Source organism: Vibrio sp. S12_S33 (assembly GCF_963889785.1).
In the GTDB taxonomy this organism is placed as follows: Bacteria; Pseudomonadota; Gammaproteobacteria; order Enterobacterales; family Vibrionaceae; genus Vibrio; species Vibrio aestuarianus.
Window position 1 is genome coordinate 159,304 of record NZ_CAWPQZ010000003.1, and the last position, 19,985, is coordinate 179,288.

Annotated in this window: 21 protein-coding genes and 2 pseudogenes; 16 read left to right on the forward strand and 7 right to left on the reverse strand. The window is 40.9% G+C overall.

The window, feature by feature from the left end:
• Positions 1-53 precede the first annotated feature (53 nt).
• On the forward strand, positions 54-1,406 hold the full coding sequence (locus tag AACW06_RS02730; RefSeq protein WP_192073879.1) for a hypothetical protein: 1,353 nt from the start codon (positions 54-56) through the stop codon (positions 1,404-1,406).
• A 22-nt stretch (positions 1,407-1,428) separates the two neighbouring features.
• On the opposite strand, the gene AACW06_RS02735 is transcribed toward AACW06_RS02730, so the two are convergent.
• Positions 1,429-1,908 (reverse strand): PaaI family thioesterase, encoded by a 480-nt coding sequence (locus tag AACW06_RS02735; protein WP_053311574.1) that lies wholly within the window; start codon positions 1,906-1,908, stop codon positions 1,429-1,431.
• A 118-nt stretch (positions 1,909-2,026) separates the two neighbouring features.
• A complete protein-coding gene (locus AACW06_RS02740; protein ID WP_192073880.1) occupies positions 2,027-2,917 on the reverse strand; it encodes a putative PEP-binding protein in 891 nt (296 codons plus the stop codon).
• A gap of 208 nt (positions 2,918-3,125) precedes the next feature.
• On the opposite strand from AACW06_RS02740, the gene AACW06_RS02745 reads away from it, so the two are divergent.
• Both AACW06_RS02745 and AACW06_RS02750 read left to right on the forward strand, forming a co-directional pair.
• Entirely contained in the window at positions 3,126-4,187 is a 1,062-nt protein-coding gene (locus tag AACW06_RS02745) for a 3-deoxy-7-phosphoheptulonate synthase (RefSeq protein ID WP_192073881.1), read from the forward strand.
• A gap of 15 nt (positions 4,188-4,202) precedes the next feature.
• A complete protein-coding gene (locus AACW06_RS02750) occupies positions 4,203-4,685 on the forward strand; it encodes a YajQ family cyclic di-GMP-binding protein (RefSeq protein WP_192073882.1) in 483 nt (160 codons plus the stop codon).
• A gap of 90 nt (positions 4,686-4,775) precedes the next feature.
• On the opposite strand, the gene AACW06_RS02755 is transcribed toward AACW06_RS02750, so the two are convergent.
• Positions 4,776-5,696, reverse strand: a complete 921-nt coding sequence (locus tag AACW06_RS02755; protein WP_192073883.1) for a precorrin-2 dehydrogenase/sirohydrochlorin ferrochelatase family protein — start codon at positions 5,694-5,696, stop codon at positions 4,776-4,778.
• Between the two features lie 457 nt (positions 5,697-6,153).
• Here AACW06_RS02755 and AACW06_RS02760 point away from each other — a divergent pair, with 457 nt between their 5' ends.
• The 6 genes from AACW06_RS02760 (at position 6,154) to AACW06_RS02785 (ending at position 11,682) form a co-directional block, all read left to right on the forward strand.
• Positions 6,154-7,182, forward strand: coding sequence for an amino acid ABC transporter substrate-binding protein (locus AACW06_RS02760; RefSeq protein WP_192073884.1), 1,029 nt, complete (start codon positions 6,154-6,156; stop codon positions 7,180-7,182).
• A 69-nt stretch (positions 7,183-7,251) separates the two neighbouring features.
• Positions 7,252-8,457, forward strand: a complete 1,206-nt coding sequence (locus AACW06_RS02765) for an amino acid ABC transporter permease (protein ID WP_192073885.1) — start codon at positions 7,252-7,254, stop codon at positions 8,455-8,457.
• A gap of 1 nt (position 8,458) precedes the next feature.
• Positions 8,459-9,556: an amino acid ABC transporter permease gene (locus AACW06_RS02770; RefSeq protein ID WP_192073886.1), complete on the forward strand. Its 1,098-nt coding sequence runs from the start codon at positions 8,459-8,461 to the stop codon at positions 9,554-9,556.
• Positions 9,557-9,577: 21 nt separating this feature from the next.
• Positions 9,578-10,345, forward strand: coding sequence for an amino acid ABC transporter ATP-binding protein (locus AACW06_RS02775; RefSeq protein WP_053311583.1), 768 nt, complete (start codon positions 9,578-9,580; stop codon positions 10,343-10,345).
• Positions 10,346-10,565: 220 nt separating this feature from the next.
• The gene (locus AACW06_RS02780; protein ID WP_192073887.1) at positions 10,566-11,234 is read left to right on the forward strand and encodes a Bax inhibitor-1/YccA family protein; all 669 of its coding nucleotides are present in this window, start codon (positions 10,566-10,568) and stop codon (positions 11,232-11,234) included.
• Positions 11,235-11,352: 118 nt separating this feature from the next.
• Positions 11,353-11,682 (forward strand): TusE/DsrC/DsvC family sulfur relay protein, encoded by a 330-nt coding sequence (locus AACW06_RS02785; protein WP_053311585.1) that lies wholly within the window; start codon positions 11,353-11,355, stop codon positions 11,680-11,682.
• A 30-nt stretch (positions 11,683-11,712) separates the two neighbouring features.
• On the opposite strand, the gene yccX is transcribed toward AACW06_RS02785, so the two are convergent.
• On the reverse strand, positions 11,713-11,988 hold the full coding sequence (gene yccX, locus AACW06_RS02790) for an acylphosphatase (protein ID WP_192073888.1): 276 nt from the start codon (positions 11,986-11,988) through the stop codon (positions 11,713-11,715).
• A 267-nt stretch (positions 11,989-12,255) separates the two neighbouring features.
• On the opposite strand from yccX, the gene AACW06_RS02795 reads away from it, so the two are divergent.
• A complete protein-coding gene (locus AACW06_RS02795; RefSeq protein WP_192073889.1) occupies positions 12,256-13,449 on the forward strand; it encodes a class I SAM-dependent methyltransferase in 1,194 nt (397 codons plus the stop codon).
• Positions 13,450-13,613: 164 nt separating this feature from the next.
• Here AACW06_RS02795 and AACW06_RS02800 read toward each other — a convergent pair.
• Positions 13,614-13,766 (reverse strand): annotated as a pseudogene (locus tag AACW06_RS02800) (IS200/IS605 family transposase); the annotation flags it as partial.
• Positions 13,767-13,833: 67 nt separating this feature from the next.
• Between AACW06_RS02800 and AACW06_RS20920 the strand changes: the two are divergent.
• The 5 genes and pseudogenes from AACW06_RS20920 (at position 13,834) to AACW06_RS02820 (ending at position 17,290) form a co-directional block, all read left to right on the forward strand.
• Positions 13,834-14,103: an IS1-like element transposase gene (locus tag AACW06_RS20920; RefSeq protein WP_443262696.1), complete on the forward strand. Its 270-nt coding sequence runs from the start codon at positions 13,834-13,836 to the stop codon at positions 14,101-14,103.
• Positions 14,100-14,508: pseudogene (locus tag AACW06_RS20925) on the forward strand (IS1 family transposase). The gene AACW06_RS20920 and the pseudogene AACW06_RS20925 overlap by 4 nt, the downstream one beginning before the upstream one ends.
• 386 nt (positions 14,509-14,894) lie before the next feature.
• Positions 14,895-16,205 carry a TolC family outer membrane protein gene (locus AACW06_RS02810; RefSeq protein ID WP_192073890.1) on the forward strand — a complete coding sequence of 437 codons (1,311 nt, stop codon included), beginning with the start codon at positions 14,895-14,897 and terminating at the stop codon, positions 16,203-16,205.
• Entirely contained in the window at positions 16,186-16,821 is a 636-nt protein-coding gene (locus tag AACW06_RS02815) for an OmpA family protein (RefSeq protein ID WP_192073891.1), read from the forward strand. The genes AACW06_RS02810 and AACW06_RS02815 overlap by 20 nt, the downstream gene beginning before the upstream one ends.
• A gap of 118 nt (positions 16,822-16,939) precedes the next feature.
• A complete protein-coding gene (locus tag AACW06_RS02820; protein WP_053309854.1) occupies positions 16,940-17,290 on the forward strand; it encodes a DUF2750 domain-containing protein in 351 nt (116 codons plus the stop codon).
• A gap of 206 nt (positions 17,291-17,496) precedes the next feature.
• On the opposite strand, the gene queC is transcribed toward AACW06_RS02820, so the two are convergent.
• Together queC and queE are read right to left on the reverse strand one after the other, a co-directional pair.
• The gene (gene queC, locus AACW06_RS02825) at positions 17,497-18,180 is read right to left on the reverse strand and encodes a 7-cyano-7-deazaguanine synthase QueC (RefSeq protein WP_192073892.1); all 684 of its coding nucleotides are present in this window, start codon (positions 18,178-18,180) and stop codon (positions 17,497-17,499) included.
• 10 nt (positions 18,181-18,190) lie between these two features.
• Positions 18,191-18,841 (reverse strand): 7-carboxy-7-deazaguanine synthase QueE, encoded by a 651-nt coding sequence (queE, locus tag AACW06_RS02830; RefSeq protein WP_192073902.1) that lies wholly within the window; start codon positions 18,839-18,841, stop codon positions 18,191-18,193.
• Between the two features lie 191 nt (positions 18,842-19,032).
• On the opposite strand from queE, the gene AACW06_RS02835 reads away from it, so the two are divergent.
• On the forward strand, positions 19,033-19,839 hold the full coding sequence (locus AACW06_RS02835; RefSeq protein ID WP_192073893.1) for a Cof-type HAD-IIB family hydrolase: 807 nt from the start codon (positions 19,033-19,035) through the stop codon (positions 19,837-19,839).
• Positions 19,840-19,985 lie beyond the last annotated feature (146 nt).

Below are 19,985 nucleotides of genomic sequence, written 5' to 3' on the forward strand. Positions count from 1 at the left end.
TATCCTTTCTCCCATTGAAGGAGAAAAATAAGTAATTTTTTCAGGAGCTTTCTTTGGTTAATGTAGATAAACAAGACGCGATTACGCTTAAAATTTCACATGCCACGTCCCAGAGCAAAGAGGTTGATCTGGACATTTATCTATTCATTCCTGGTGATTTAGGTTTAACTCCCGAAATTCTCCCTGAGTCAGAATTCTACTATAGCTCTATCCATCAAAAACGTGCCTATTACAGTGATAAAACTTTACTGCCTTTGGTGCATAGCCGCCTTGCCCAGCGCGGTCGACTCTCCTCGACTCAATATCGCGTCAGTTTAAGCCTATTTGCTTATCAATATGTGATTGCATTGGACAAAGCAGTGGTTCATCTGACCACGACGAGTGACAGCGTCACAGGAGGTGAGGTGGATAGCGTCATTGAGCTCTCTTTGGACATCCTTAAAAAGTTACGTCGAAGCATTCCTTACGAAGAAAACTTAAAACGCTACTACGCCAACATCGATAACTACCTATCTTGGTACACAGAACAAAAGTTTCTCTCGCTGGTGGCACATATGAATCGTGATGGCGATTATAAAACCATCAAAGAGCGTTTAATTACTTTAGTCGAAAAAGAACAAGCACACCGTAAACTAAATAACTACAATTCAGCAAAAGCTGGCGATGACATCACTCGGTTAAGCAATAAAATGCGTCTGCTTAGACGATTGATTGAGCACCCAATCGTACTCAATGAGAAAGTAACGTCTTTGGGTAGTAATATGAAACGGGCAGTAAAAGGCATCGCAACAGGATTAGTCATGCTTTTTGTTACCATCATTGCAATTACCGCTCGCGATTATTGGGGAGAAATTACGGCTTCCTTCATCATCGCCATGTCATTTGTTTATGCGCTTCGCGAAATTTTTAAAGACGACTTACGAGACATACTATGGCGTTGGATTCGTCGGGGTAAACCTAAGTGGAAACGCCGTTATATAGACCCAACCACAGGGAAAACGGTAGGACATAAGCTAGAGTGGCTAGACTATACGAACCTCAATAAGTTACCCGATAGAATCAAATCGATACGCAAAAAGAGAGTAGTCCAACGTGAGGAGCAGGTACTGCATTATCGATCCGAAACACAGATGTCGACTTCTCGTTTTATGAGCGGCTATGAAGAAACACGTGAAACGCTACAGGTTGATCTCCGCTCCATCACTCGTTTAATAGACAAAGGCTCAAACAGAATCTACCAATTAAACGGTGGGCAAGTCAGCCGCGAGTCCGTTGAAAAACGGCACTTACTAAACTTGATCATTAAAGAAGATAACCACCAAGGTAAAGCGCGCTACTATCGTTGGAAAATAGTGCTTAATCGCAGCAAAATTGTCGATGTTGAACAAATTGAATTGGATGGGTAACGTCCAATTCAATCTAATAGTTTTACTTCCCTATTCGCTTTAGAGATAACGTCAAAAGAAACTCAGCCATAACTTCATCGCCATGTAAAGTAGGACATGTTGCGGTAATTTTCACTATCTGATTAACACGCTCCCCAGTGGCTATTGTTTCATCCAGCATGCTGTCAATGAGCTGACCGTCATGACAATGAAAATGCACATCGGCCTCAGGACGTTTTAAGAATTCAGCCTGTAAGGCTTTAAAAGCCAAAGAAACTTTGCTGCCCCGTTGTTCTGCTTTATGCATGGCCATAAAACCACCTGCTACATCAGCACCAACCGCAAGCACACCAAAATACATACTATTTAAGTGGTTTTTATTGCGCCGCTTTAAAGGAATTCTGATCTCAACCGACTGATCATTCAACTGCAAAATTTTGGGACGGCATGACCAAATAAGTGGTACTTTGAAAAAGCCAAATAGGCTTAAGTAGAGGTTTGCTTTGGTAAGTGGGGAGAGCATATAAACTGACCTTTTTATATAGTTGTCGGACCAGTTCAAATTACAGCACGATAAATGTCAATAAATTGTTACTAAAAGTAAGAGCTGAGCGTAACTATTCTACGCTCAACTGAATTCATTATATTTTTACCACAACATCTGCTTGTGTATTTTCCACTAAATGCTCTTGAAGTTTTGGATAGTCGACTAGAGATTGCGTAACCACTAGAATCGGCTTTTTGGCTTGGCAAGCAGCTTTGACGGCTAAGTCCAATAGTGCAATAACGGCTTCACTTTCAGGATTAAATAGATGCGCAAGTGCAGCATTGTTCTTATCGATGCCCAAAGTGTATTGCGTTAAATTATCAATATTAATTGTGATGCCATCGAAATAGTGCATTAAACGCTCTGCTAACAACGCCGCCGAAGGCACATCACAAGAGTAATGTACTTTCAAACCTTGCAAACCACGCGGCAATCCTTGCTCTGCAAGACGGTCGATAATCGTAGCCGCATCGCTCAATGTTCTAACAAAAGGCACGACAATTTCTACATTCACACCCGCATTGCGTAGAACTTTAACCACCGAGCACTCATAGGAGAATGCTTTTGCGTACTGTTGAGAAGCAAAGCGAGAGACACCTCTCACTCCCATGGCTGGGTTGACTTCCTCGGGTTCAACCCAGCCACCAAGCAATGCTTTGTATGCATAGCTATCAGCATCACTTAAGCAAACTCGAATCGTTTGATGTGATTCTTGCACCGCTGACAATACTTTATCCACTATCGTCGCGGTAAAGTGCTCAGAAACCTCTTTATCATTGAGAATCGACTGCACCGATTCTTGTTCTAGTTCTGATAAGTTCGCAAAATGTTGCTCAATCGATGGGTGATAAAATAGCGAATCCAATATAATATCTGACAGTGAGACATAAAGATGTTGAGCGTTTCCACTCGTTTCTATAGCCGCTGGAAGAGCGTCACCAAGAACTAACTGTGCATGCATCGTGCTGTTTTGTGTCAAACTCATTACTGCTCCCTAACACTTTTTATTATCTTAATCTGGAAAATACCTATAGCGAGGATCGAATACAAGAACAAAAGTAAATATTTATGAAAATATACTGAATAAATTTTCACTTTACGCATTGTCGATAATAAGTTTTCCGTTTTACAGTTTATTCCTCTTGCCAATTCCGCTATCTTTAGCGCTTCGCAATAAGAGTACAGGCTTTAGTATGCCATTAAAAACAGATGAATTAAGAACTCAAGCAATGGGTCCAATGCCAACACCAGCAGAGCTTGGAAATGCGCATCCGATCACAAATGATGTTGCTGAGCGTATTGCCAACTCACGCCGTCAAATTGAAAATATCCTCACAGGTCAAGATGATCGTCTACTCGTTATCGTTGGACCATGCTCAGTTCATGATACTGAAGCCGCTTTAGATTACGCACGCCGTTTAAGTTCAATTCAAGCTCAATACGATAATGAGCTTTTCATTGTTATGCGTACCTATTTTGAAAAACCAAGAACTGTAATTGGGTGGAAAGGCTTAATTACCGATCCAAACTTAGATGGTTCATACGCATTAGAAACCGGCCTAAATAAAGCACGTCAGTTGTTGCTTGATATTAATAAGCTAGGTTTAGCGACAGCCACTGAATTTCTCGATATGATCACTGGTCAATATATTGCTGACCTCATCACTTGGGGAGCGATCGGTGCTCGTACAACTGAATCTCAAATTCACCGTGAAATGGCCTCTGCACTTTCATGCCCAGTCGGCTTTAAAAATGGTACCAATGGTAATATCAAAATTGCTATTGATGCTATTCGTGCAGCACAAGCTTCGCACTATTTTTACTCACCAGATAAAAATGGCCGCATGACAGTATACCGCACCAGTGGTAATCCATATGGACATGTCATTTTACGCGGTGGGGATACTGGGCCTAATTTTGATGCATATTCAGTGGCGAATTCCTGTCAGCAATTGGCTGAGTTTGGTCTACCACAGCGCCTTGTTGTTGACTTCAGTCACGCCAACTGCCAGAAGCAGCACAGAAAACAAATCGAGGTTGCTGCTGATATTTGTGCGCAAATTAGAGCAGGAAAAGATTTTGTCGCAGGCATTATGGCGGAGAGCTTTATTATTGAAGGTAATCAACCAATGCACGACTTAGATAACCTAACTTACGGCCAATCCATCACTGACCCTTGCTTAGGCTGGGATGAAACAGTGACCATGCTTGATATGCTTGCTAAAGCAATCGCAGACCGCCGCAACTTAAAATAAATATAAGGAACCACCATGCCTTCTTTTGATATCGTTTCAGAAGTCGATAATGTTGAAATTCGTAACGCTGTCGACAATGCAAACCGTGAACTGGCAACTCGCTTTGACTTTAGAAATGTTGAAGCCAGTTTTGAACTCAAAGATGAAACCGTAAAACTCTCTGCAGAGCATGATTTCCAACTGAATCAGATGATGGATATCTTACGCGGAAACCTTGCAAAACGAGGAGTAGACGCAAACTCCATAGATGCCAAAGAAGCCGTTGGTACAGGCAGACGTTGGCACAAAGATGTACAGTTTAAGCAAGGAGTGGATACGTTAACGGCGAAGAAAGTAGTGAAAGCGATTAAAGATGCAAAGCTAAAAGTTCAAGCATCAATCCAAGGTGATAAAGTACGAGTCACAGGTAAGAAGAGAGATGACTTACAGTCGGTAATCGCACTTATGCGTGAATCGGATATGGGACAACCCTTCCAATACGACAACTTCCGAGACTAACTTAAAATGCCACCGCATACCGGTGGCTTCTTTTTATGCAAGCAATTTGCATACTCGATTGAAGCTTAAAACCTAACGAACAGCTAATAGCTATAAGGTTAAATCTGCCCCTATTAACAGTGTGTAATCTGTTGCCTGCTTAGGCATCAACACACAAATTCGTCGTTTTTCCGCTCTCGCTTGGTTTAATTTTTCTGCAAGCTGAACTGCATCTTGGAAACTTTCCCTTTCCGCATCCCGACGGACGAGGTCAATAAACTCAAATGGACAGTTTTCTTCAAAGAATACGACCTCTGCACGCTGCATATAACGGAGCGCTTTAATCGGTAATAACTCTACATCATCACCAAAACTGATCCATGTGCATTGCCCTTCATTATCAATCGGTTGCTTCAGAGCTTGTTGGTATAGCGCCTCCAAATCCTCTCTATTTTTTGCATTTTCAACTTTAGGCTCACCGAGAAACTCTTCCCAAAACTTACGTCGTTCTGACACTGAAGCTAACAACTGTTTGATTGAATTTCGCTTAGATGAGCCAAAATCTGCCAATAATGATAAGTTTTGTGGTAACACTGCCTCTAGTGTTTCTCGGATATTACGAACTAAAACTGGAGATGCTCCCCCACTTGAGATCGCAATTTGAATTCGCCCACGATCGATCATCGAAGGGGTAATGAAATCACAATACGGTTGATCGTCAACTACATTGACTAAAATTCGAGAATTTTTCGCATCTTTATGCACTTGATGATTCAACGATGGGTTATCCGTCGTTGCCCATACTTGCAAATAATCGCGAGTGAGTAACTCGGATGAGTAGAAATTTTGCACCCATTGACAACGCTTTTGCTCAACGAGTTCTAACAAGTATGGCTCTATTTTAGGAGATACAATCGTGACAAGAGCGCCAGCCCGGATTAAAGCATCGACTTTTCGACACGCAACTTCACCACCACCAACAACCAACACCGGTTTATCGTTCAAATTTAGAAACAGGGGAAAATACTGCATTTCATTCCATGAATAAAGTAAATAACTATTCGCTAGATGCTACCAAAAATAGGGCAACGACGACACCAAATATCCATTGCAAAATAATTATTGACCGAATTAACACTAAGTTCTAGTGAAAAACTCCACAGCCAGCTGATTATGCAAATGTTAATTTTATATTAAAAGATAAAGATACTGCTTCCATCTGTTGCCCTACACTTGACCATTATCGTGCTATTTACATTTACTTAACATTTAGCCATTCTAACCATAGCTTAGATTTGTGACTCTAATTAAAAATGTTTTCAAATTATGAATTTGAGAAAATACAAATCCTTATCTACGCTTATAAACGGTTGATTTATAAATGTGCTCTTGTGTGCAAATACAGCCAATGAAATAAGAAACACAACATTTTTACTACGTTGCATCAGGTGTCACCTGATTTAACATGGATTATACAGGAAGGATACAAATGGCGAATAAACTAACACTTCTTGCTTCAGTTGTAGCGGCTTCTACAGCCATGATGGCGACAACAGCTTCTGCTGCAGACAGCACCCTAGATAAAGTTCTTTCACAAGGCGTTTTGACTTGTGGGGTAAGTACTGGCCTACCGGGCTTCTCAAACCCAAACTCTAAAGGTGAATGGGAAGGAATTGATGTTGAATATTGTCAAGCACTTGCAGCTGCAGTTCTTGGTGACAAGTCAAAAGTAAAATATGTTCCACTAACCGCTAAAGAACGCTTTACAGCACTTCAGTCTGGTGAAATCGATGTTCTTTCACGTAACACAACATGGACTTTACAACGTGATAGCGCCCTAGGTCTTAACTTCGTTGGCGTAAACTACTACGACGGCCAAGGCTTTATGGTCAAGAAAGATCTTGGTATCCAGAGTGCTAAAGAACTTGATGGTGCATCTGTTTGTGTTCAGTCAGGCACCACAACAGAGCTTAACCTAGCCGATTACTTCCGTAACAGCGGCATGAGCTACAAGCCAGTTGTATTTGATACTGCCGCTCAAACTTCGAAAGGTTTCGATGCTGGTCGCTGTGATGTGTTAACGACTGACCAATCAGGCCTATACGCCCTTCGCCTAAATTTACAAGACCCTAATGTAGCGGTTGTACTTCCGGAAATTATTTCTAAAGAGCCTCTCGGTCCAGTAGTACGTCAAGACGATGACAAATGGTTCAACGTTACAAAATGGACGTTAAATGCAATGATTAACGCTGAAGAATATGGCATCACGTCTAAAAATGCTGATGAAATGCTCAAGTCAAATGATCCAAATATCAAACGTATCCTTGGCCTTGATGGACCTAAAGGTAAAGGTTTAGGGATTCGTGATGACTGGGGTTACCAAATCGTGAAACAAGTCGGTAACTACGGTGAAAGTTTTGAGCGCACTGTTGGTACTGGTTCCCCACTACAAATCTCACGTGGTGTAAATGCTTTGTGGAACGCTGGCGGCTTTATGTACGCTCCACCACTCCGTTAATAGTGAAACAAACCCAAATGGGCGGTTTCGGCCGCCTTTTTTAGAAAATGGATTTGAGGTTATAGTTGTATGAAACCTACTAATACTATTGCGGCTAAGTCTGAGGTTCCCTCGGCGAAAAGCGCAAACCTGTTCTATAATCCCACCTTTCGATCAGTCGTATTTCAAGTCATAACAGTATCGGTATTGGGCTTTTTCTTTTATACCATTGTGTCAAATGCACTTTCGAATTTAGACGCTCGCGGTATCGCGACCGGCTTTGATTTTTTAGATCAAGAGGCTGGCTTTGGGATTGGCCTAACTCTTGTTGAATATGATGAAACATTCTCTTATGGACGCACCTTTGTTGTTGGTCTTTTAAATACGGCTTTGGTTTCCTTGCTTGGTGTTATTCTAGCAACCATCCTTGGTTTCTTTATTGGGATTGCTCGTTTGTCATCGAACTGGCTGGTGAGTCGATTAGCTGCTGTATACATTGAAACATTCCGTAATATTCCTTTGCTGTTACAAATTTTCTTTTGGTATTTTGCCGTTTTACAAGCACTGCCTTCACCAAGACAAAGCATGCAGTTAGGAGATTCAATTTTCCTTAACGTTCGAGGCCTATTCTTTCCCTCACCGGTTTTTGAAGCAGGCAGTTCAGCGATATTTTTTACCTTCATCGCCGGGTTGATAGCTTCAATCATTATCGGTATATGGGCTAGAAACAGACAAAGTTTAACTGGCCAACAAACACCAATGGCTAGAATAATTTTCGCACTGTGTGTCATTCTGCCCGTTGTTGTTTATTTTATTATGGGGCGACCTATCTCTGCGGAATACCCAGCACTAAAAGGGTTCAACTTCCAAGGTGGTATCAGTATTATCCCCGAATTGGCCGCTTTACTTGTCGCACTCAGTATTTATACGGCCGCATTTATCGCTGAGATCGTTCGTTCTGGTATCAATGCCGTTAATCACGGTCAATCAGAAGCTGCCATGTCTCTTGGCTTACCAAGATCAAAAACATTGAAACTGGTTGTAATTCCACAGGCACTACGCATCATCATCCCACCGTTAACCAGCCAGTACTTAAACTTAACGAAAAACTCATCGTTAGCTATGGCAATAGGTTATCCAGACTTAGTATCTGTTTTTGCAGGAACAACACTCAACCAGACTGGGCAAGCCATTGAAATTATCGCGATGACGATGGGGGTTTACCTGACACTAAGCTTGGTTACCTCAGCGTTAATGAACATTTATAACCGTAAAGTTGCTTTGGTGGAGAGATAAGATGAAAGTACATCAATTTCAGCCTAGCCTTCCGCCACCTGCTAATACTGTTGGTCTGGTCGGTTGGTTACGAAAAAACCTTTTTAACAACGCCGTAAACTCGGTTCTGACATTAGTCCTCGGTTATATGGCTCTATCATTGGTTTGGTATATCTTTAACTGGGCAATACTCGATGCCGATTGGATAGGCAGTACACGTAATGATTGCACACGTGATGGTGCGTGTTGGGTATTTATCAGTGTTAGATGGGATCAGTTCATGTACGGCTTTTACCCTGAAACTGAACTTTGGCGCCCTCGCCTTTTCTATTTCACACTTGCAATTTTCACTGTACTACTTGCGTATGAAAAAACGCCGAAAAAAACATGGATATGGTTATTCTTTGTCAATATCTACCCATTCATGGTTGCAGCTTTGCTGTACGGTGGTTTTTTTGGATTGGAAGTTGTTGATACACATAAGTGGGGTGGCTTACTCGTAACGTTGATCATCGCTTTGGTTGGTATTGTGGTGTCATTACCAATCGGTGTTGCCTTAGCTTTAGGTCGTCGTTCAGACATGCCAATTATACGTAGCTTGTGTACTGTATATATTGAAATGTGGCGTGGCGTTCCTCTGATTACTGTACTGTTTATGGCGTCGGTTATGCTACCGCTGTTCCTTTCCGAAGGCTCAGAAACCGACAAGCTGATCCGCGCACTGATCGGGGTCGTGATGTTCAGTGCGGCTTATATGGCTGAAGTAATTCGTGGTGGCCTACAAGCGATACCAAAAGGTCAATATGAAGCAGCAGATGCACTTGGCTTGAGCTACTGGAAAAAAATAAGTTTAATTATTTTGCCTCAGGCGCTAAAAATCACCATTCCATCAATTGTGAATACTTTCATTGGTTTATTTAAAGATACCAGTTTGGTACTCATTATCGGTATGTTCGACGTTTTAGGCATTGGACAAGCCGCAAATACTGACCCTGAATGGTTAGGCTTTGCGACCGAAAGTTATATATTTGTCGCGTTAGTGTTCTGGGTGTTTTGTTTTGGTATGTCGAGATACTCGATATGGCTCGAAAACAAACTCCACACTGGTCACAAACGATAATTAAGAATTCAAGGACGTATTATGACGCAACAACACAAACTAGCTCCCTCTGAAGAAGTCATGATTCAGATTAATGATATGAATAAATGGTACGGAGAGTTTCACGTACTGAAAAACATCAATCTAACAGTGAAAAAAGGCGAAAAAATCGTTATTTGTGGCCCTTCCGGCTCAGGTAAATCGACCATGATTCGCTGTATTAATCGACTTGAAGAGCATCAAAAAGGTCAAATTATCGTTGCAGGCAATGAGTTAACTGAAGATTTAAAAAATATCGAAGCCGTTCGCCGCGAAGTCGGCATGTGTTTTCAACACTTTAATTTATTCCCTCACCTGACTGTATTGGAAAACTGCACCCTAGCTCCTATTTGGGTCAAGAAAATGCCTAAGGGCGAAGCCGAAGCTATCGCAATGAAGTATTTAGAAAGGGTGAAGATCCCAGATCAAGCGGACAAATATCCAGGTCAATTGTCTGGTGGTCAGCAGCAACGTGTTGCCATTGCTCGCTCATTATGTATGAACCCACAAGTCATGTTATTTGATGAACCAACATCTGCGCTTGACCCAGAGATGGTTAGGGAAGTACTGGATGTAATGGTCGAGTTGGCTGAAGAAGGCATGACTATGCTTTGTGTGACGCATGAAATGGGCTTTGCTAAAGAAGTCGCCGATAGAGTTATCTTTATGGATGCGGGTGAAATCATCGAAGAAAACAACCCAGTTGAGTTCTTTGAAAACCCGCAATCAGACAGAACTCGAAACTTCCTTTCTCAAATTCTGCATCATTAATTAACAAACTTTGATTGCCAATTACTAACCAATTGATAAAAGAGGTGTTTTTCACCTCTTTTTCTTTTATGTTAACCGACACATCATGTTACACATTCATTAACATGTCCGTGACTATTTTTACTATTATGGAACGAAAGAAATGGTACATCGGGCTTGATTTATGGAACTTTCAGCCCCATAAATGTACTTAAAGACATAAACCCTTACGAGGAAGATTATGAACAGCCCTATGTTTACTCGCTCAACAAGTTTAGAGAGCACATTACAAACGAATAAAGTATTGAAGAATACGTACTTCTTACTTTCAATGACGCTAATGACCAGTGCTATTGCAGCAATGGCTACCATGGCTATGCAAATATCATCAATGATGGCGTTAGTTATGCAACTAGCCGCCATCGGAATCCTTTTCTTTGTGATGCCTAAAGCAGTTAACTCTTCTTCAGGTATCGTTTGGACATTTGTATTTACTACATTAATGGGTGGTGCCTTGGGGCCAATGCTGAACCATTATGTGGCGATTCCAAATGGTCCAAGTATTATTGCTCAAGCGTTAGGTTTGACTGGCCTAGTTTTTATGGGTCTATCCGCTTATACCATAACGACTAAAAAAGACTTTTCATTCATGAGAAGTTTCTTAATGGCTGGTCTTATCATCGTTATTGTTGCGGCACTTATTAATATCTTTGTTGGCTCAACAGTGGCTCAACTTGCTATTAGTAGCATTTCAGCACTCGTATTTTCTGGCTTTATTTTGTTTGATACAAGCCGTATCGTGCGAGGTGAAGAGACTAACTACATCAATGCAACTATCTCAATGTATTTGAATATTTTGAACCTGTTTATCAGCTTACTGAGCATTCTAGGTATAATGAACGACGACTAGTCTAGCCGTTTAGAAAAAGCCCGGGAGCGAACGCTTTCGGGCTTTTTACTTTCTAAATAGTTGAGATCAGACATACCGTGATATACCCTAGCGGCAAATCGTTATTTGAGGAACTCACATGTTCGAATACAACGGTAAAATCATCGAAACTGACGCTCAAGGTTACCTGCTTGACCACACTCAGTGGGAAGAAGGCATGATCCAAATTTTAGCTAATCATGAAGAGATCGAATTGACGGATGCGCATTTAGAAGTCATTCACTTTGTTCGCCAATTTTATGAAGAATTTAATACGTCCCCTGCTGTACGCATGCTTGTAAAGGCCATGGAAAAAGCACATGGACCAGAAAAAGGTAATAGTAAGTATTTGTTTAAGCTATTTAAACAAGGCCCAGCTAAACAAGCAACCAAACTTGCAGGCCTGCCTAAACCCGCGAAGTGCTTATAAGATATATACGATAAGGCTCACTAAATAGCCTTATCGTATTTCAAAACCTTTAAAACTTTCAGAAGCAAAACCACTTTCACGCATCACAAACTCAACCTGCGCGGTCTTTGGTCCTTGTTTAATCCATTGGTAAAGCTGTTCTATTTTGTCGCTATCTCCAACGGCTATCACTTCTACATCAGCATTATTTAAATTTTTAGCGTACCCTGTTAAACCTAGTTTCAAGGCATAATGTGCTGTGTGGTAACGAAAACCAACCCCTTGCACTATTCCTGAGACTACAAATTTATCGCATTGAGTCACCATGAACACCTCGCTATCTCATCTAAACCATATACATTGGTAATTTGAACCTAAACCCAACAAACCTATCATTTATTTAATATTATGGAATAGATAAATGCTCTTTGAATTGATAGATATCCCATTGATTAAAAATCGTAATGAATGATGACTTTTTAAGATCAAGTAATTAGCAATCCAACATATAGCGTATCTCCGTTTCTTTATTTGCTTTCCATAACCTTTTCTATGAAAATACGCCCCCATTTTGAATATTTCATCGAGTAACCTATGACACCTGCAATTTATCTAGTAAAAGGCCGAGAAAAGTCTTTACGCCGTAAACATCCTTGGATTTTCTCGAGAGGAATCAATAAGGTTGAAGGTGAACCTAGCCTCGGTGAAACGGTAGATGTACTTACCCATGACGGCCAGTGGTTAGCTAAAGCAGCCTATTCCCCCACCTCTCAAATTAGAGCGCGCGTGTGGAGCTTTGACAAAAGAGAAATTGATACGGATTTCTTTGTTCAACGAATCAAAGACGCTTTACTAGTACGTGAAGATATTATCGCGCGAGATGGCTTGACAGGTTTTAGACTTATTGCTGCTGAATCAGATGGCTTACCTGGGATAACCATCGATAAGTATCAAGACTACCTAGTTTGCCAACTACTTAGTGCTGGTGCCGAGTTCCACAAATCCTCGCTCGTTGATGCCCTTATCCAAGTTTTCCCTGAATGCAGTATCTACGAGCGCTCAGATGTCGCGGTGCGTAAAAAAGAAGGTCTTGAAGAAACAACTGGTGTGCTTCACGGTCAAGAACCGCCAAAATCAGTCATCATTGAAGAAAATGGGGTAAAAATAAGCGTCGATATTATTGGTGGACACAAAACTGGTTTCTACCTTGATCAACGAGATAGCCGCCAAAAGTCTTTAAAATATGTTAAAAATAAAGAGGTTCTTAACTGCTTTTCCTACACAGGAGGTTTTGGCCTGTACGCCCTAAAAGGTGGTGCACAGCGTGTTATCAATGCCGACGTATCTCAACCAGCACTAGATACCGCTAAATATAATGCTGAAATTAACAATTTTGATATTTCTAAAAAACGAGCCGTTTTCCTGAATGCCGATGTTTTTAAATTGCTACGTGAGTACCGTGATCAAGGTACACAATTTGATGTGGTCATCATGGACCCACCAAAATTTGTATCGAGCAAAAATAACTTAACGTCAGGGGCAAATGGTTATAAAGATATTAACATGCTCGCCATGCAAATTTTAAAGCCAGGTGGAACACTACTTACCTACTCATGCTCTGGCTTAATGGGAACCGACCTATTTCAAAAAATACTTGCTGATGCCGCCTTGGATGCAGGCCGCAGCGTTAAGTTTGTAGAAAGATTCGAGCAAGCTGCCGATCATCTTACAGATTCAGCCTATCCTGAAGGTTTTTATTTGAAAGGGTTCGCTTGTAAGGTTTTATAATACAAAGCACAGCAAACAACTATTCACTCTAGCAGTAGCCAAAGATATCCAGACAACATAATGATAACCACCTACTGAAGTAGGTGGTTTTTTATATGCGCCTATAAGGCTCTCCTACTGGCTGCGCCCTAGCAGGCGCGTAGTGATCTGACATTTGTATATGACTATTTCCTGCGGCCCGTAAACGGGCTACCTGAATACGGGATCGCTAATTGCTCTCCCATTTTATCTTGCTCTAGTTGGTGCTTTATGTAACTTTTTATCTTCTCGGTGTTTTTTCCTACCGTATCTACATAATACCCTCGACACCAAAATTCTGGTCGTGACTCCAACATGAAGAACTTGTGTTAAAATGGTAACCTTTTCACCCTCAAACAAGAAATCATGGCTACCATTCAATGTCGATTTTGTAACCAAACTGAACATGTACGTAAACACGGCAAGGGGGTAACGGGCTTTCAGCGATTTCGTTGCATAGAATGTAAGCGTTCCTTTCAGCTTGATTACGCTTACGAGGCATATAAGCCTAATGTCAAAGAACAAATTATTGATATGGCAATGAATAGCTCGGGTGTTAGAGAAACAAGCCGTGTCTTAAAAGTTGGCTACAACACCGTGCTACGCACTTTAAAAAACTTTCGCCAAGGCAAGTGACCGCTATACCCTTCGATAAAGCAAACATCTCTCTAATCTGTAAAGTTGATGAGCAATGGTCATTCGTAGGTAAAAAGAAAAATCACCGCTGGCTTTGGTATGCTTGGGAGCCTCGCTATAAGCGCATCATCGCTCATGCATTTGGTAGCTGTAGTACGGATGCTCTGCGCTCGTTGCTCGCTTTGCTCAAGCCGTTTGATATCAGCTTTTTTTACCGATGACTTCAGCGTTTACACAAAGGAATTACCAAGGGAAAAGTCTGTCGTGGGCAAAAGGTTCACTCAACGGATTGAGCGAACCAATTTAACCCTACGTTCCAGATTAAAACGTTTAGTACGTAGAACAATCGGTTTTTCCAAATCGGAGAAGATGCACGATAAGGTGATCGGAACATTCATTGAATGAGAACTCTATCTTTGAATCAACCGATTGGAGTCACGACCCGAAAATTAATGTGATTGGTATTAGCACTTAACACTTAGAAAACAAAGTATGCTTATTCATGCAGCATTATTAAAGTTGGCATTATAGCGACTTAAGTTACACATTGATATATTATACTAACATCACAGTAAATGATGTTTTTTTGGCATTGTTAGACTAATCTAAACTTTGTTAGTGATTCCTCTCACCTTGATTAAACAAAACTATGTTATATGATTGTGTACAGGTGGTGGATAATTGTTTATTAATGTTATTTTATTTGCGTTTTCGATAAATCATCTCATTAATGAGACAATCAATGCCGTAGTATTAGATAATGAAATGTAAGCACCTTGAGGAGTACCAAAGTGAATTGGAAAAAAATTAAAATATTCAGTTGTGTCACAGTACTTAGTCTTCCTATTTCTGCGTATAGCCAGACTCTGGAACAGGCAGTCTCAATAACGCTAGCAACCAACCCAAGGATAAAGAGTTCATTCAACGAATACGTAAGTAAACGTTACAGCTCTGATGCTTCGTCTGGAGCTTATTTACCAAAGATTGATTTAGATGCTGGTATAGGCTACGAGGCTGTAGATTTAACATCAGGCATTGACAATGAATTAACTCGCAAAGATGCGACGATAACATTAACTCAGTTGATCTGGGATGGCTCATCTACATTAAATGATATTGATCGAACTTCAGCAGAGGCTGAATCCGTGCGCTTTCAACTATTTGCCGATGCGCAAGACATAGCATTAGAAGTGACTAAGATCTATCTCGACTCAATAAAAGCTTCTGAGATTCTAACGCTTTCCGAAACGAATCTAGCAATACATAAAAAAATATATAGTGATATTCAAAAACGCGTTGAATCAGGAATAGGTTCTACCGCTGATTTATCTCAGGTTGAAGCGCGTTTAGCAAAAGCACACGCAAATTTATTAGCCGCGCAGAATAACTTGTTTAATGTACATACTAAGTTCAAACGTATTGTTGGTCAGACACCTCAAGGGTTAATTTTCCCTCGTGCTGACCAATCAGCTTTACCCTTTAATATTGATTCAGCGATTGACAAAGCGTATAAGAATCATCCGGTAATTAAAGTCGCACAGGCCGATGTCGATTCAGCCAAATTTCAATATAAGCAAAGTCAAGGTACAAACTACCCTACACTCTCTTTTGAAGTAGCTCAGACATGGCGTGATGACGCGGGTGGTGTCGAAGGTAGCAGTAATGAATTTTCTGCCATGCTTCGGATGAAATATAATTTGTACAACGGTGGATCAGATTCAGATCGTACTGAAAGTGCAGCCTATCAGATGAATAAAGCAAAAGATTTAAGAGACAAAGCCTACCGATCGGTTGAAGAAGGGTTAAAATTGTCTTGGAGCGCACTGGATTTAACTTTACAGCAAAAAGAATTTCTAGCTGATCATGTCGATTCTGCATCTGATACTGTTATTGCATATGAAAAACAATACCGCTTGGGTAAACGTTCATTACTTGATGTATTGAATACCGAGAACGAACTTTTTGAAGCTCGCAAAGGCTACTTAGACACTAAATATGATGAACAATATGCAAAATACCGCGTAATGAATGCAACTGGTACACTGTTAACGGCATTAAGAGTAGAGACTCCGAAAGAATGGCATGAAACAGTGGAGTATTAAGATGCTAAAATATTTATTACCACTCATGACCAGTTCATCACTTATTATTTCTGTAACTTCATATGCTGATGATGAGTATAAGTATCTCACGACACCTATAGCTATACAGATTGATAATTTACAAGACGACGACAGAGATGGAGTGATTGATGCGCGGGATCTGTGTCCTGATACTCCTTTAAGATCAGATATTGATAACGATGGATGTGGTAGCTATGTTAAAGCCGAAGAACAGCTTCAATTAAGTATCTTGTTTGCTAATAACTCTGCAGATATTAATCCTGTATTTCGTGGACAAATCCGTTCAATGTCAGAGTTTTTAAAGCAGTATCCATCAACATCTATTGAGCTACAAGGTTATGCAAGTAAAATAGGAAATGCTGAATACAATTTATCACTGTCGACAATGCGAGCTCACAATGTGAAAAATGCCTTAGTTAGCCATGGTATTGACCAGAGTCGGATTCGTATCGTTGGCTTTGGTGATACCAACCTTGCCAAAAGTGGCGATGATGAAGTTAGCCGTGCTATGAACAGAAAAGTGATTGCAACCGTTGTTGGTCATAAAGGTTCGATTAAGGAAGAATGGTCTATTTTCACTAAACGCGACCAGTAGTCGGCAAACGGTATTGATATAAAGGGCATTTTTGCCCTTTTTACTTTCTAAAATTGTAATGTGTTTGACAACACAAAATGCTATCCTTGCCACGTCATAACCTTATGAGATAAAGATAATGAGCAAATTAACTGCTGACCTTCAAGCAAACTTAGAACTGTTTGTAGCACAAACAAAAGAAACCCAATTAGTTTGGGGTCTAAAAAACGAAGATGGTTGGCTTGCATGCGACTCTACGGAATTCGAAAACAGTGAAGTGATGCCTTTTTGGTCTGCGAAAGAAGATGCAGAAACTCACAATGTAGAAGAGTGGTCTGATTTTGAAGTGTTAGAAATTCCTTTAGATATTTTTGTTGAAGATTGGCTCATTACACTGGATGAAGATGGTGTGTTGATCGGTACAAATTGGAATGCAAGCTTAGAAGGTAAAGAGGTTGAGCCTGCTGATCTGGCTAAAATGTACCTTTAACCATTAGCTGTTATCTTAGATAAATGCTCCGCCTGAGGTGGAGCATTTTCGTTTTATCCTATCAACTATACCCAAACCACTTGAAGTTGCAGGTAGGCGGCAAGTGAGTAAATCCTCATGAGCATAGATACACTATGTGATTAGGGTAAGCGGATGTAGCCAACACCGCTGCAACTTCAAGTCGGAAGGGTATAAGCACTTTCGGTTCACTGCTTGCGTCTGAGCTCATTCATTATTTCCGACTTATTGCCAAGGTAATCGGTTAACCCAACCTTACGCAATTCACATGATGGACAATCGCCGCATCCATCGCCAATAATGCCGTTGTAACAGGTCAACGTTTCATTTCTCACTAGCTCTAGTGCATCGTATTGATCAGCCAACGCCCACGTTTCTGCTTTATTCAACCACATCAATGGTGTACTGATCTTAAATTGACGATCCATACCTTGTACTAAAGCACTATTCATTGCTTCAACAAAGTCATTGCGACAGTCCGGATAGCCTGAAAAATCAGTTTCACAAACCCCAGTAATAACAGTATCTGCACCAATTTGGTAGGCGTAAATACCCGCTAAAGTTAGAAATAAAATATTGCGGCCAGGTACGAAGGAGTTTGGTAGACCATTGTCTTGCAACTCATGCGATACAGGAATATCGTCTCTGGTCAAAGAGCTGATCGCTAATTCATTCAATAGGCCAACATCCATGACTTTATGTGCCGCCACACCTAATTTTGTTGCTAACGCTTTGGCAATCTCAATTTCTAATTTATGACGCTGACCGTAATCGAAAGTAATTGCATGCACTTCATCAAACTCACTTAAGGCTTGAACCAAGCAGGTAGTCGAGTCTTGTCCACCACTAAATACAACAACGGCTTTTTTCATGATTTATCCTCTATGCAATACTGAGATACTTATGAGTTTGGATTGATAAACGCCAATTTCTCGCAATACATGTATCAATACACAATTGCGTTGCTCTCTCTTTTTGACTGATCGGTTGCAGGGCGATAATGGTCGATGTAGGTACATTTGCTCTTGAGAGTAACTCATCTAATTGATCGATATCTTTTGATGTCGCCACTGGGTGTTTAATTTCATTCGCTCGAAGTAGCGCCGAATCTAAAACGGGTAATTTACCTTTCATGGCCACCTTGGGTGACACCGTAACCCATGTTTTTTCTGTTGTTTGTATCGGAGATGTTCCACTTGTCTCAATTTGACACTGACAGCCTATTGCTTCAAACGCTTGCGCTAGCGGTCGTAAATCATAGATACAGGGCTCTCCACCAGTAATTACAATATGCTTAGCTTGATAGCCCTGTTTTTTATAAAGCGAAATAATCTGTTTAGCACTGGCTGAGCACCAAATTGGGCTGTCTTGAGTCTTAGCTAAAATGTCATCTGTGGAGCACTCATCTTGCGGCGTAGCATCCCAAGTTTGTTTCGTGTCGCACCAAGCACATCCTACAAGGCATTGTTGCAGACGAATAAAAACAGAAGGCACACCAGTATAAACACCTTCACCTTGGATGGTTTCGAACATTTCGTTAATTTTGTACAACGTAAACTCAGCCTAACTTGCTATCAAAAATATAGGTCGCTGACCTTAATGGAAGCCCAGCTTCAGGTCAAATTAATCCCCCGCTATTAACTAAAAAATTGCTTAAATCAGTGGCACTGGAATCCTAACTTGAATAAGCTGCACACTTCTTCTTTTTTAAATTTAGGTAAGACATGTACAAACTCATCGCATTAGACATGGATGGCACACTACTCAATAGCAAAAAGCAAATTACAGAAAGAACCAAGCAAGCTATCGCCAAAGCTCGGGAGCAAGGTATCACCGTGGTACTTGCATCTGGTCGCCCAATAGACGGTATGCGCGATAAATTGGAAGAACTTAATCTGAACTCTAACGATGATTTTGTACTCTATTACAACGGCTCTATGGTGCAAAACATTGGTACTGGTGAAATCATCCACCACCAGATCATCGACGGAAAATCAGCAAAACAAGTAGCAAAACTGGCAAGCCAATTTGGTGTAAATACGCACGCCTTCAGCCAAATACACGGTCTAATTACACCACATATCAGTGAATACACTGAACTGGAAGCAAGAATCAATGGGTTGTCTATCACTGAAATGGACTTTGACGAACTGGAAGATGACCACCCAATTATCAAAGCTATGATCGTCGCCGAACCAAGCCTACTGAGCGATACGGTGGCTAAATTGCCTGAAGAACTGTACCAACAATTTACCATTGTTCAGAGTGCGCCATTCTTTTTAGAGTTTCTCAACACTCAGAGTAATAAAGGTGTTGGCGTTAAAGCGATTGCTGATCACTTAGCAATAACGGCCGATCAAGTAATATGCATGGGTGATGCAGAGAATGATCACCACATGTTGGAATTTGCCGGGCTCGGTATAGCAATGGCCAATGCGATGGAGCAAACTAAGATAATTGCAGATCATATTACGCTAAGTAATGATGAAGATGGTGTTGCTATTGCTATTGAGAAATTTGCGCTCAATTAACGCTGAAGCATGAGTAGAAAAAAAGTATCCACCGGCATAGCCGGTGGTTTTTCATATGCGCCTATAAGGCTTTCCTACTGGCAGCGCCCTAGCAGGCGCGTAGTGATCTGACATTTGCATATGACTATTTCCTGCGGCCCGTAAAC